At 70.9% G+C, this 15,283-nt stretch carries 1 protein-coding gene; it reads left to right on the top strand.

All coding sequences use genetic code 11. The annotated features are described in order from the left end of the window. The first annotated feature begins 67 nt into the window (after window positions 1-67). The gene (locus AC0KTA_RS02445; protein WP_481056286.1) at window positions 68-15,277 is read left to right on the top strand and encodes a type I polyketide synthase; all 15,210 of its coding nucleotides are present in this window, start codon (window positions 68-70) and stop codon (window positions 15,275-15,277) included. The last annotated feature ends 6 nt before the right edge of the window (window positions 15,278-15,283 follow it).

Below are 15,283 nucleotides of genomic sequence, written 5' to 3'. Positions count from 1 at the left end.
TCTTGATATTCGAGGAGGATGAAGGATGAGTACGAACGAGGAGAAGCTGCTCGAATATCTCAAGCGCGTGACGGCTGACCTGCGACAAGCCAACCGTCGTCTGCAAGAAGTCGAGGAAGAGAGCCACGAGCCGATCGCGATTGTGGGGATGGGTTGTCGTTTTCCGGGGGGTGTGGAGTCTCCGGAGGATTTGTGGGATGTGGTTGCCGATGGCGTGGATGTGATCGGTGACTTCCCGGCGGATCGTGGCTGGGATCTGGAGGGGTTGTTCGACGAGGATCCGGACCGGCCGGGGGCGAGTTATACGCGGGCGGGCGGTTTTCTGGGTGATGTGGCGGGGTTCGATGCGGGGTTCTTCGGTATTTCGCCACGTGAGGCGTTGGTGATGGATCCACAGCAGCGGTTGCTGTTGGAGACGTCGTGGGAGGCGTTGGAGCGGGCGGGTATTGATCCTCGTTCGCTGAAGGGGACTTCGGGCGGGGTGTTTATGGGGACGAACGGTCAGGATTATGGCCGGGTTGTTCTGGGGGATGGTTCGGGTTCGTTCGAGGGGTATGTGGCCACGGGGAATGCGGCCAGTGTGGTGTCGGGTCGGGTGTCGTATGTGTTGGGGCTTGAGGGTCCTGCGGTGTCGGTGGATACGGCGTGTTCGTCGTCGTTGGTGGCGTTGCATTTGGCGGTGCGGGCGTTGCGGAGCGGGGAGTGTTCGCTGGCGTTGGCGGGTGGTGTGACGGTGATGGCGACGCCGAGTTCGTTTGTGGAGTTCAGTCGTCAGCAGGGGTTGGCGGTTGATGGGCGGTGTAAGGCGTTTGCGGCTGCGGCGGATGGTACGGGCTGGGCCGAGGGTGTGGGTGTGCTGGTGGTGGAGCGTTTGTCGGATGCGCGGCGTAACGGTCATCGGGTGTTGGCGGTGGTGCGGGGTTCGGCGGTGAATCAGGACGGGGCGAGCAGTGGGTTGACGGCGCCGAATGGTCCGGCGCAGCAGCGGGTGATCCGGCAGGCGCTGGCGGATGCGGGCGTGGGCGCTGCTGAGGTGGACGTCGTGGAGGCGCACGGGACGGGGACGCGCCTGGGGGATCCGATTGAGGCGCAGGCCCTGTTGGCGACGTATGGGCGAGACCGTGAACAGCCCCTGTGGCTGGGGTCGGTGAAGTCGAACATCGGGCATACGCAGGCGGCTGCGGGGGTGGCGGGTGTCATCAAGATGGTGATGGCGCTGCGGGAAGGGGTGTTGCCGGAGACGTTGCATGTGGATCGGCCGTCGCCGCATGTGGAGTGGTCTTCGGGTGGGGTGGAGTTGCTGACTGAGGCGCGTGGGTGGCCGGAGGTGGGTCGGGCGCGGCGGGCCGCGGTGTCGTCGTTCGGGATGAGCGGGACCAATGCGCATGTCGTCCTGGAGCAGGCCCCGGAGGGGCAGGAGGTCCCGCAGGAGGGTGAGGCCCCCGCGCGTTCGGGGGTGGTGCCGTGGGTGATCAGTGGGCACACGCCCGAGGCGTTGGAGGCACAGGCGAGTCGGCTGCTGGCTCATCTCAACGGGCGGCAGTCCGGGGCGAGTCCGGAAGGTGTCGGGCACTCGCTGGCGACCGGGCGGGCGGTCCTGGAGCACCGCGCCGTGGTGGTCGGGGAGGACCACGAGGAGCTGCGGGACGGTCTGACGGCGCTTGCCGGCGGCGACGCGGCGGCGAACCTGGTGCGGGGACAGGCAGACGTCGCCGGTCGGATCGCGTTGGTGTTTCCGGGTCAGGGGTCGCAGTGGGTGGGGATGGGGCGGGAGTTGTGCGCGTCCTCGCCGGTGTTCGCGGCGCGGATCGATGAGTGTGCGCTGGCGCTGGCGCCGTTTGTGGACTGGTCGCTGACGGACGTACTGAACGGGGCGGCGGGCGCTGCGTCGTTGGAGCGGGTGGATGTGGTCCAGCCCGCGTCGTGGGCCGTGATGGTGTCGTTGGCCGCGGTGTGGGAGTCGCTGGGTGTGCGTCCCGGTGCGGTGGTGGGGCACTCGCAGGGAGAGATGGCGGCCGCGGTGGTCGCCGGTGCGCTGTCGTTGGAGGACGGCGCGCGGGTGGTGGCGCTGCGTAGCCAGGTCATCGGCGAGGAACTGGCCGGCCTGGGCGGGATGGTGTCGGTCGCCGCACCGGTGGATCAGGTGCGCTCCTGGTGCGCGTCGCTGGGTGAGCGGGTCTCGTTGGCGGCGGTCAACGGGCCTTCGTCGGTGGTGGTTTCGGGTGAGCCGACAGCGTTGGACGAGTTGGTGGCCACCTGTGAGGCCGAGGAGGTACGGGTAAGGCGGATCCCGGTGGACTACGCCTCGCATTCAGTGCAGGTGGAACTGATCGCCGACCGGCTGGCGGAGGTATTGGCGCCGATCAGCCCCCGCCCCGCCGGAGTTGGGTTCTTCTCGACGGTTTCCGGTGGCTGGGCGCCGGGGGAGACGCTGGACGCCGGGTACTGGTACCGGAATCTGCGGGAGCCCGTTCAGCTGGAACGGTCCATCACCGCCCTGGCCGACGACGGCTTCGACGTATTCATCGAGTGCAGCGCCCACCCTGTGCTGACCGCCGCCGTGGAGGACACGCTGGCCGCCGCCGGGACACCGGACGCTGTCGCCACCGGAACGCTGCGCCGGGACGACGGCGGACTGGAGCGTGTCCTGGCCTCGGCAGCCGAAGTCTTCGTCCACGGCGTGCCCGTCGACTGGAGCAGTGTCACCGGACCGGGCACCCCCAACACCCCCGTGGACCTGCCCACGTACGCCTTCCAGCATCAGCGCTACTGGCTGGAGGCGTCGGCGGGCGGTTCGGATCCGGCGGCTTTGGGTTTGCGTGGTGTGGGCCATCCCTTGCTGGGCGCGATGGTGGCGTTGGCCGATGGCGGCGGAGTGGTGCTGACCGGTCGACTGTCCGCCGGGCGCCCCGGCTGGCTGGCGGATCACCGGGTCGGCGGCGCGGTGGTGGTGCCGGGTACCGCGCTGCTGGAGATGGTCGCCCGTGCCGGTGAGCAGATGGGCTGCGTAGGGGTCGAAGAGCTGGTCCTGCACACCCCATTGGTGATCCCCGCCGACGAAGCAGTCGACGTACAGATCGAGGTCACAGCCGCGGCCGAGGACGGCTGCCGGTCCGTGACCGTTCAATCCCGCCCGGACACCGCGCTCACCGAGAGCCCTTGGACTCCGCACGCCGACGCTGCGGTGAGCCCGGGCCGCGACACGCCTCCCGACACGCCTCCCCAGTCACCGCAAGCATGGCCTCCTGAGGGGGCCGAACCCGTCGAGATCGACACCGTCTACGCGAAGATGACGGACCGGGGGCTGGAATACGGCCCGGGCTTCCAGGGACTGAGCGCCGTGTGGCGGCGTGACGACGAGCACGGTGACGCCGAGGTCTTCGCCGAAGTGCGCCTGCCGCAGCCGCTGGTGGAACAGGCGGGACAGTACATCCTGCACCCTGCGCTGTTCGACGCGGTGTTGCACGCGGTAGTGGCGGGCGACCTCCTGCCGCTCACCGGCACGGCCCCGGAGGCGCGGCTGCCCTTCGCATGGAGCGGTGTCGGGATCCAGGCCGCCGGGGCATCGGTACTACGCGCGCGGCTGGCTGCCCTGGACCACGATTCGCTGACGCTGACCCTCTGGGACGCGGCAGGCGAGCAGGTGGCCACGGTCGACGAGCTGACACTGCGCCCGGTCGCGCACAGCGAACTGCGGGCGATCGGCGCCCGGACCGACGACTCGCTGTTCGACCTGCACTGGCAGCCGCTGCCGCCGCAGGCTGCCGAGTCGGCCTCCGCGCCATGGGGGCTCCTGGGCGAGGACGCCCTCGGGTTGCGGCACGTCCTGGAAGCCGGCGGTCACGCGCCGAGAGCGTACGCGTCGCTGCCCGACATCGACGAGAACGTGCCCGACACACTGCTGCTGCCGGTGCCCGCACCGGTGTACACGGCCGACGCGTCCGACGAGGTACCGGGCCGGGTGCATGCCCTGGTTTCCTCAGTCCTCACCACCTTGCGGGAATGGCTCGCCGACGAGCGCTTCTCGCGCTCGCGACTCGTCGTGGTGACGCGGGGCGCGGTTCCCGTTCCCGTGGCTGACAGCGCGGAAGCACCTGATTCCGTGGGAGACAGCGCGGAAGCACCTGATTCCGTCGGAGAGAGCGGGGAGGCGCCTGATCCCGTTGCCGCATCCATCTGGGGTCTGCTGCGGACCGCCCAGACGGAGCACCCAGGACGTTTCGTACTGCTGGATCTCGACCCAGGATCCGATGCCGCCGCCGAGACGGCTGGTGTCATCAGCACGGCTCTCGGCACGGCAGCGCCGCAGGTCGCCGTGCGGTCCGGGACGGCGTTCACCCCGACCCTGATGCGCGTCACAGGATCGACGCGGCCCGCGCGGGACACACCGCCCATCGATGTCTCCGGAACGGTTCTGGTGACCGGGGCCTCGGGCACGCTCGGTGGCCTGATGGCCCGTCACCTGGTGTCCGAGCACGGCGTGCGGCAGCTGCTCCTGACGAGCCGCAGGGGCCCGGCGGCCGAGGGAGCCGACGCGCTGCGGGCGGAGCTGGCCGCGCTCGGTGCCGAGGCGACTGTGGTGGCTTGCGACATGGCTGACCGTGCGGCTGTGGCAGAGCTGCTGGCCGGAATCCCCGCCGAGCACCAGTTGTCGGCGGTCGTGCACGCGGCCGGCGTACTGGACGATGCCGTACTGGAAGCCCTCTCACCGGAGCAGGTGGCATCCGTACTGCGGCCGAAGGTGGATGCGGCCTGGCATCTGCATGAACTGACGCAGGACATGAACCTGTCGGCGTTCGTCCTCTTTTCGTCCGTGGCGGGAACGCTCGGCAGCGCCGGCCAGGCGAACTACGCCGCCGCCAATGCCTTCCTGGACGCCCTGGCCGGCCATCGCCGTGCGCGCGGCCTGGCCGCCTCGTCCATGGCATGGGGGCTGTGGGCCGAGGCCAGCGACATGACGGGTCATCTTGATCACCTGGATCTACGGCGACTGGCCCGTCTCGGGGTGGCACCACTTTCCACCACGGCGGGTCTGGCGGCTTTCGACGCGGCCCTGCGGCTGAACGCGCCGGTTGTCGTACCGATCCGTTTGGACACGCGGAGCCTGGCCGGGGCCGCCGAGGGGTCGGTGTCCCCGCTGCTCGCTCCGTACGCGCGCGCGTCATCACCGAGGCGACGAGGCGCCGCGGCGGAATCCCCTGAGTCGGCCACCGGACTGGTGGACCGGCTGCGCTCCCTGACTGCCGAGCAGCAACGGGAAACTCTGCTCGGCATGGTGAAGAAGCACGTCGCGTCGGTCCTCGGCGCGCGTGAGGACGCCATGAGTTCCGTACGTACGGAGACCTCCTTCAAGTCGCTCGGTTTCGACTCGCTGACCTCTGTGGAACTGCGTAATCGTCTGAACAAGGAAACCGGTCTGCGCCTCCCGGCGACCCTGGCCTTCGATCGCCCGAATCCCGGGGCAGTGGCCGAATTCCTGCAGACGGAACTGACCGGGACACTCACCGAAGGTGCACCTTCCGCCCCGGCGGTCCCCGTGACCTCCGGGAAGGACGACGACGTCATCGCGATCGTGGGGATGGGCTGTCGTTTCCCGGGGGGTGTGGAGTCTCCCGAGGGCCTGTGGCGGGTGGTCGCCGACGGCGCGGACGTGATCGGTGACTTCCCGGCGGATCGTGGCTGGGATCTGGAGGGGTTGTTCGACGAGGATCCGGACCGGCCGGGGACTTCCTATTCTCGTGCGGGCGGTTTTCTGTATGAGGCCGCGGAGTTCGATGCGGGGTTCTTCGGTATTTCGCCGCGTGAGGCGCTGGCGATGGATCCGCAGCAGCGGCTGCTCCTTGAGACGTCGTGGGAGGCGTTGGAGCGCGCGGGCATCGATCCCCGTTCGCTGCGAGGGACCCGGTCCGGTGTGTTCACGGGACTGATGCACAGCGACTACGCCGCCAGGCTGATGCATGTCACCGAGGGACTCGAAGAGTTCGAGGGCCAGCTCGGCAGTGGCAGCGCGGGCAGCGTGGCGTCGGGGCGGGTCGCTTATGCGCTGGGCCTTGAGGGTCCTGCGGTGTCGGTGGACACGGCATGTTCGTCGTCGCTGGTGGCGCTGCATCTGGCGGCGCGGGCGCTGCGGAGTGGGGAGTGCTCGCTGGCGTTGGCGGGCGGAGTGACGGTGATGGCCACGCCGAGTTCCTTCGTCGAGTTCAGCCGTCAGCGGGGGCTGGCCGTCGACGGTCGGTGCAAGGCGTTCGGGGCCGGCGCGGACGGGTTCGGTCCAGCCGAGGGTGTGGGCGTGCTGGTGGTGGAGCGTCTGTCGGACGCCCGGCGCAACGGGCACCCGGTACTGGCGGTGGTGCGCGGTTCCGCCGTGAATCAGGACGGCGCGTCGAACGGGTTGACGGCGCCGAATGGTCCGGCGCAGCAGCGGGTGATCCGGCAGGCGTTGGCGGACGCGGGGGTGGGCGCTGCTGAAGTCGACGTGGTGGAGGCCCACGGGACGGGTACCACGCTCGGCGACCCGATCGAAGCACAGGCGCTGCTCGCGACGTACGGGAAGCGGTCGGCGGATCAACAGCCGTTGTGGCTCGGCTCGTTGAAGTCGAACATCGGGCATACACAGGCGGCGGCCGGGGTGGCGGGTGTCATCAAGATGGTGATGGCGCTACGGGAGGGAGTGCTGCCCAAGACGCTGCACGCCGAGGAGCGTTCCCCGCATGTGGACTGGGCTTCGGGCGAGGTCGAGTTACTGACCGAGGCGCGGGAGTGGCCTGAAGCCGGCCGGGCACGGCGGGCTGCGGTCTCCTCCTTCGGGATCAGCGGCACCAACGCCCATGTCGTGCTGGAGCAGGCCCCGGAGGGGCAGGAGGCCGCCCCGCAGGAGGGCGAGGGGCTCGCGCAGTCGGGTGCGGTGCCGTGGGTGGTCAGCGGTCACACGCCCCAGGCGTTGGAGGCGCAGGCGGCCCGGCTGCTGGAACACATCAACGGACAGGACAGTGAGGCGAGTTCAGGGAGCGTCGGCCACTCGTTGGCGACCGGACGGGCGGCGCTGGAGCACCGTGCCGTGGTGGTCGGCGGGGATCGCGAGGAGCTGCTGGATGGCCTGGCGACCCTGGCCGGCGGCGGTGCCGCGACGAACCTGGTGCGGGGACGGGCAGGCGTGGACGGCCAGGTCGCGTTGGTGTTTCCGGGTCAGGGTTCGCAGTGGGTGGGGATGGGGCGTGAGTTGTATGCGTCCTCGCCGGTGTTCGCGGCGCGGATCGATGAGTGCGAGCGGGCGTTGGCGCCGTTTGTGGACTGGTCGCTGACGGATGTGTTGAACGGGGTGGCGGGGTCTGCGTCGTTGGAGCGGGTGGATGTGGTTCAGCCCGCCTCGTGGGCGGTGATGGTGTCGCTGGCGGCGGTGTGGGAGTCGCTGGGGGTGCGTGCGGGTGCGGTGGTGGGGCATTCGCAGGGTGAGATTGCTGCGGCGGTGGTTTCGGGTGCGCTGTCGTTGGAGGACGGGGCGCGGGTGGTGGCGCTGCGCAGTCGGGTGATTGGTGAGGAGTTGGCGGGGCGGGGCGGGATGGTGTCGGTGGCGGCGCCCGTCGCGAAGGTGCGGGAGTGGTGCGCGTCGCTGGGCGCTCGGGTCTCCGTAGCAGCGGTCAACGGCCCGTCGTCGGTGGTGGTGTCAGGGGACCCTGCGGCGTTGGACGAGCTGGTGGCCACCTGCGAGGCAGAGGAGATCCGGGTTCGGCGGATCCCCGTGGACTACGCCTCGCACTCGGTGCAGGTGGAGCAGATCGCCGACCGGCTGAAGCGGGAGTTGGCGGGGCTGTCTCCGAGGCCGGGGCAGGTGCCGGTGTATTCGACGGTGGAGGCCGCCTGGGTGGACGGCAGTCGGCTCGACGCCGGCTACTGGGTGCAAAACCTGCGCAGCCAGGTCCGGTTCGACGAGGCGGTGCGCGGACTGCTCGACGAGGGCTTCCGCTTCTTCGTCGAGTGCAGCGCCCACCCGGTCCTGACGGCCACGGTGGAGGACACTCTGGCCGCCGCCGGGACTCCGGACGCTTGCGCGGCCGGAACGCTCCGCCGGGACGAGGGCGGGATGCGGCGCCTCCTGGCCTCGGCCGCCGAGGTCTTCGTCCGTGGCGCGGACGTCGACTGGAGCACCGTCACCACGCCCGACGCCCCCAACGCGCCCTCGGACCTGCCCACTTACGCCTTCCAACGCCGACGCTACTGGCTGGAAGCACCGGCAACCCACCTCCCCACCACGCCTGAGACCGACCCTGTGGACGCGCGGTTCTGGGGAGCAGTGGAGCAGGAGGACATGGGTGCCCTCGCGACGACGCTCGATCTCGATGCGGAGGGCGCGCAAGACAGGGACTCCCTGGGGGCTGTGCTGTCCTTGCTGTCCCCCTGGCGTCGCGAGCGCCGCAGGAAGTCCGCTGTCGATTCCTGCCGTTACCAGTTCGTCTGGCGGCCGCTGACCGGAACTTCGCGGGTGCGCTTGTCGGGCACCTGGCTCGTGGTCGCGCCACGGGAACGTACGGCCGCCTACGAGCAACTCGTCGGACGGCTGCGGGACGGTCTCGCGGCGGGCGGGGCCGAGGCCGTCGTGCTCAGCGTGTCGGAGGAGGACACCGAAGACGAGTGTCTCGGCCACCGGATCGTCGAGGCGCTGGAGCACTCCCAGGACACGGACCCGGTACTGGCCGGGGTGCTGTCCCTCATCACCGCACAGGCCGGAAGTGCCGAGCCGGGGGCTGCCCTGGCCCTCTCTCTGCCGCGTGCCCTCCAGGCCCATTCCCTCCAGGCCCCCCTCTGGTATGTCACCAGCGACGCGATGTCCGTGAGGCGTGCCGATCGCGTCCAAGATGCCACGCAGGCCGCGGTGTTGGCGCGCGTCCTTTCCGTGCGCCACGAGAACCCGCAGGGGTGGAGCGGCGCCATCGATCTGCCGGAGGCCATCGACGACCGCATCCTGCGCAGGTTGTGCGGGGTCCTGTCCGGCCGCCACGCGGACGGCAGCGAGGTTGCGCTGCGTGCGTCGGGAGTGTTCGTCCGGCGCCTGGTGCGGTACCCCACGGGCGAACGGACCACGGGCGAACGGACCGCGGCAACCGCCGTTGCGCGCTGGGGCGGCGGTACGGCGGTCATCGCCACGAGTGGCGGGATGCCGGATCCGCAGTTCGTGCACTGGGCGGTCGGAGCGGGTGCAGGGCGTGTCGTCCTGGCCGGACGCGACCTCGCCACGCGGGGCGATGAGACCGCCGGGCTCCGTGATGAGCTGCGGACCCGGGCCCCCGAGGTGGAGCTGAGCACCCTTTCCGTCGATCTGGGCGAGCCCGACGCCGTGGCCCGGCTCATGAGCGAGGCCGACGGATCGGAACTCCACCCCCTGCGGGCGGTCGTGTACGTGGCCGCCGCCGGGCAGATACCGCCCGAGGCCGTCCGGCAGCAGGCGTTCCACCTCCACGAATGCACCCGAGATCGAAAGCTCGACGACTTCGTACTGGTCTCCCCGGCGGAGGGAGCCCTGGGACGGGCGGGGTACACCACCGAGGCCGTGACGCACGCCCTCCTGTCGGTGCTGGTCCAGCAGCGCGCGGGCAGCGGGCTGCCCGCGTTGTCGCTCGCCTGGACCCCCGCGAGGAAATCCGTGTCGCTGGCAAATGGCGTCCAACTCGACGCCGTACAGCAGACATTGACGGAGCATCAGCCCGGAATGCACCTGCTCGTAGGGGACTTCGGCGGTTCGGCGAACGACGATGCGGCACTGCCCGCCGCCCTCTTCGCGGAGCTGTCCGATGACGCGGGAAAGAACCAGCGTACGGATGTGGCCTCGGGCGGGGGCGCCGGCGGGGCCGTGAGCGGGGAGACCGAGGCGCAGGACGCGGCCCCGTGGGCGCGGCGGCTGCGCGGACAGAGCGAGGCCGAACAGCGACGCCTCTTGCGCCAGCTGGTGCGGGAACAGGTCGCGGTGGTCCTGAAGTTCGGCTCGGCCGAGGAGGTGGAGGGCGCGCGCCGGTTCCAGGAAGCAGGCATGGAATCCGCACAGGCCCTGGAGCTGCGCAACCGCATCGGTGCGGCGACAGGGCTCCAACTGCCCACCACCGTGGTCTTCGATCACCCCACCCCGGCCGCCGTGGCGGACTTCCTGTGGACCGAGCTCGTGGGGAGGGCGGTCGACCAGGCGGGGGCGTCCCCACGCGTGTCGTCCGCCCACGTGTTGTCTCCACAAGTGTCGTCCGCATCGGACGGTTCCGCCTCCGCCCCGGAACCCCTGGCCATCGTCGGCATGAGCTGCCGCTACCCCGGGGACGTACGCTCTGCCGAGGACCTGTGGCAGCTGGTCGCCGAAGGGCGGGACGTGATCGGCGAGTTCCCGGCGGACCGCGGCTGGGACCTGGACACGCTGTTCGACGACGACCCCGACCGGACGGGGACGAGCTACACCCGGCAGGGCGGGTTCCTGCGCGACGCGGCGGAGTTCGACGCGGCGTTCTTCGGGATCTCGGCGGGCGAGGCACTGGCGATGGATCCGCAGCAGCGCCTGCTCCTCGAGATCTCGTGGGAGGCGCTGGAGCGGGCGGGCATCGATCCGCACTCCCTGAAGAGCACCCCGACAGGGGTCTTCGCGGGCGCCATGGCGCAGGACTACGCGCCGAGGCTCGCAGCCCTGCCGGCGGAGCTCGAGGGCCGGATGCTGACAGGCAACGCCGCGAGCGTGGTCTCCGGCCGGGTGGCCTACACCCTCGGCCTCGAAGGGCCCGCGGTGACCGTCGACACGGCGTGTTCGTCGTCGTTGGTGGCCCTGCACCTGGCGGCGCAGGCGCTGCGCGGCGGGGAGTGCTCGTTGGCCCTTGCGGGCGGTGTGACGGTGATGGCGAGCCCGCTCGGGTTCGTGGAGTTCAGCCGGCAGCGGGGCCTCGCGCCGGACGGCCGGTGCAAGGCGTTCTCGGCCGACGCGGACGGCACCGGCTGGGCCGAGGGCGCCGGAGTCGTGGTACTTGAACGGCTTTCGGACGCCCGGCGCAACGGCCACCCGGTGCTGGCCGTACTGCGCAGCTCGGCCACCAACCAGGACGGTGCGAGCAACGGGCTGACGGCTCCCAACGGCACCGCCCAGGAACGCGTGATCCGACAGGCGCTCGCCAACGCGGACCTGACAAGCGCCGACGTCGACGCGGTGGAGGCGCACGGCACGGGCACCACGCTCGGCGATCCGATCGAGGCACAGGCCCTGTTGGCCACGTACGGCCAGGGCAGGCCGGAGGATCAGCCGCTCTGGCTCGGCTCGCTCAAATCAAACATCGGCCACGCGCAAGCGGCCTCCGGCATCGGTGGCGTGATCAAGACGGTGATGGCGCTGCGCCACGCCTCGCTGCCCAGGACGCTGCACGCCGACGAACGCTCTCCCCATGTGGACTGGTCGGCAGGCGCCGTGGAGCTGATCACCGAGCCCCGGGAGTGGCCGGCCACCGGCCCCCGGCCGCGGCGCGCGGCTGTGTCCTCGTTCGGCATGAGCGGAACCAACGCCCACGTCATCCTCGAAGCAGCGCCTGACGAAGCACCTGAAGAAGCGCCTGACAAAGCACCCGAAGAAGCGCCTCAAACCCCCGAGGCTGTGGGCGCGGTCGTCAACGGCACACGGCCGCAGGGCGATGACATCAAGTCCGGACCGGCAGCACTGCCCTTCATTCTCTCGGCGAAGTCGCCGGCCGCGCTGCGCGCCCAGGCGACAGCCCTGTGGAACCACCTTGACGCCCGGCCATCGCTCACTCCCCGCGATGTCGCCTCCTCGCTCGCCGTCACGCGCTCCGCGCTCGACCACCGTGCGGTGCTGCTGGCAGAGGATCCCGAGGAGATACGCGAGGCACTGGCCGCCGTCGCCGCAGGAGAGCCGTCGCCCAAGGTCACGTACGGGGTCGCCGACGCCGAGCGCAGGACGGCCTTCCTGTTCACCGGGCAGGGCAGCCAGCGCCTGGGTATGGGCCGTCGGCTGTACGCGGCATACCCGTCCTTCGCCGACGCGCTGGACACGGTGTGCGCCCACTTCGACCTGCACACCGAAACCCCCCTGCGCGATGTCCTGTTCGCCGAGCCGGGTTCTCCGGAAGCCCGGCTCCTTGACCGTACGGCTTACATCCAGCCGGCCCTGTTCGCCTTCGAGGTCGCGATGTTCCGGCTCCTCGAGAGCTGGGGCGTGACCCCGGACTTCCTGCTCGGGCACTCGGTCGGGGAGCTGGCCGCCGCGCAGGTGTCCGGGGTGCTCTCGCTCCCCGATGCCTGCCTGCTGGTGGCCGAGCGCGGCAGGCTGATGCAGGAACTGCCGGATGGCGGTGCCATGGTGGCGGTCCAGGCGACCGAGGACGAGATGGCCTCTTTGATCGCGGATCGGGAGGATCGGGGGGACCCGGAGGACCGGGGGAACCGGGGGGACCTGGGGGACCGTGCGGCCAGGGTTGCCGTCGCCGCCATCAACGGGCAGCAGTCCGTCGTCGTCTCGGGCGACGAGGACGTGGTCCTGGAGATCGCCGAACACTGGGCGGCACAGGGGCGGAGGACCAAGCGGCTGCCCGTCGGGCACGCCTTCCACTCTCCGCACATGGACGGCCTGCTGGCGCGCTTCCGCGAGCTGGCGCGGACCCTCACCTATCACGCTCCGCGCATCCCGCTGGTGTCGAACCTGACGGGCCGGGTGGCGGCCGCCGAGGAGATCGCCACGGCCGAGTACTGGGTGCGCCACGTCCGGGAGGCGGTGCGATTCCGGGACGGCATCAAGCAGTTGTCGACCCTTGGCGTGAACACGTTCGTCGAAGTGGGGCCGGGCGGCGCGCTGGCGGGGATGGCGCAGGACTGCCTCGACGAACGGCAGGACCAGGAGGAGAGGCCATCGGCCCGTACGGAACCGATTGCTGTGATCACCGCCGCCTCGCACACCTCCGGGCCCGAGGACGGCGCCGTGCTCGAAGCCCTGGCCACGCTCCACATCCACGGGGTGGAACCGGACTGGCGCGCGGTGTTCGCCGGCAGCGGAGCCCGAACCGTCGACCTGCCCACCTATGCCTTCCAGCGGCAGCGGTACTGGCTGGAGAGCGGCCGACCGGCCGCTCCCGTGCCCGGCGCGCGTTCCGGATCCCCGGAACACCCGCCGGTGGAAAGCATGCGGTACGTCGAGCGATGGCGCCCGTGGACCACCCTGGGGCTGCCGGTCCCGCGTGGTCACTGGATCGTGGCCGTCCCGGCCGACCAGGCCGACAGCACTCTCGCGCAGGCCTGCCTCACAGGCTTGCGCCGCCGGGGCGCCGAGGTCCACCCGCTGTTCATCGAGCCGGGCACGGCGGACCGGTCCGCCGTGGCACAGCGGCTGCACCGGACCGCGGCCGACATGACGGCCGACGGCGGGACGGCGAGTGGCGTCCTCTCGCTCCTGGCCGCGCTCGCCACGGACACGGGCACCACGGGGAGTTCCGCCGTGCCCCCGTCCGGCATCGGGATGACGCTGGCCCTCGTACAGGCCTTGGGCGACACGGGTGTTGAGGCTCCGGTGTGGTGCCTGACGCGCGGGGCGGTGTCCGCCGCCGGCGCTGTGTCGGGCGGCTTCGACGACCGACGGGTGCACCCCGCCCAGGCCGCTGTGTGGGGTCTCGGCCGGGTGGTCGCGGTGGAACACCCCGAACGCTGGGGCGGGCTCATCGACATCCCCGAAGACAGCGGGCCCGTCACGTGGGGCACCCGGCAGGACACCGACCGGCTGTGTTCCGTGCTCGCCGACCCGGCAGGAGAAGACCAGATCGCGCTGCGCCCCAACGGCGTCTTCGTACGGCGACTGGTACGGGCCGCGTCGGAGCGTCTCCCGGAGCGCCTCCCGGACCGCCTCCCGGGCCCGGACGGAAACGGAGGCGCGGGGGCTTGGCAGCCGAAGGGGACGGTGCTGGTCACCGGTGGCACCGGCGCGCTCGGTGCTCATGTCGCCCACTGGCTGGCTGCGGCGGGCGCCGAGCACCTGGTCCTGGTCAGCCGCCGCGGGGACCGGGCCCCCGGTGCCCGCCGGCTGCGGGAGGAACTGGAGGCCGCCGGAGCAGTGGTGACCATCGCCGCGTGCGACATCTCCGACCGCTCGGCAGCGGAACACCTCCTGGCGACGCTGCCCGACGGGCCGCCGCTGACCGCGGTCGTCCACACCGCGGGTGTCGTGGACGACGGCGTGGTCGACGCACTGGACCCGGAGCGCCTGGCGACAGTCCTGCGGCCGAAGGGGGACGCCGCGATCCACCTCCACGAACTCACCCGGGACGGGAACCTGGAGGCGTTCATCCTCTTCTCCTCCGTCGCCGGAGCCGTGGGCAACCCGGGCCAGGCCAACTACGCCGCCGCCAACGCCGCCCTCGACGCCCTGGCTCAGCGGCGCCGGGCAGAGGGCCTTGCGGCCACGTCCATCGCCTGGGGCCCCTGGGCCGGAGCGGGAATGGCGGAGGGCGAGATCGCTGACGGGCTCGCCCGGCGTGGCGTGACGGCCATGCCTGCCCACACCGCCCTGACCGCGTTCGCGTCAGTCACTGCGGCTTCGGCTGCGGCTGCGGGCAGCGAGGACGCTGGATTCGTCTACGCCGACATCGACTGGGACCGGTTCCTCGAGCAGGAGGCGGGGGAGTGGCGCCAGCCGTTGTTCGAGGAACTCTCCTCCGCCCGCACCGACGGGCCGGAGGCCCGGGTACCTGCCGACGCGTCAACGGCAGACGGAGCCGCGACCGCGCTGCGCCGCCGCCTGCTCGCGGTCCCGGCTGCCGAGCGGGAGCGTCTTCTGCTGGACCTGGTACGCAAGGAGACCGCTGCCGCTCTGGGCCATCAGGACCTGGACCAAGTACGTCCGTCCGGCGGCTTCCTGGACCTGGGAGTCGATTCCCTGACCGCAGTGCGACTGCGAAACCGCGTGCGCGCCGCCACAGGCCTGAGCCTGTCCAAGACTCTGATCTTTGACCACCCGACCCCAGCGGCCCTGGCCCGGTACCTCGACGCCGCGCTGGACGCCGAGGAAACCGCTGACATCAAGGACGCGGCAGCGCCTACGGCTGACTCTCTGCTCGCCCAAGTCGGCAGCCTGGAGAAGGTATTGACCTCCGCCCCGCCCGAGCCGGAGGTACGCGAACAGATCGTTGAACGCCTTCAGGTGCTGATTGCTCAGTGGCGCCCTGACGGGCCTCGGCCCGCCGCCACACGCGAAGGAACCGAACTGGACGGCGCGTCCGACGACGAACTCTTCAGCCTCCTCGGCGAGGAATTCGGCATCTCCTGAGCCACC

The organism is Streptomyces sp. Y309, from assembly GCF_056712025.1.
Note: the sequence above shows the minus strand (reverse complement) of the source record. Positions and strands in the feature narration are given on the sequence as shown.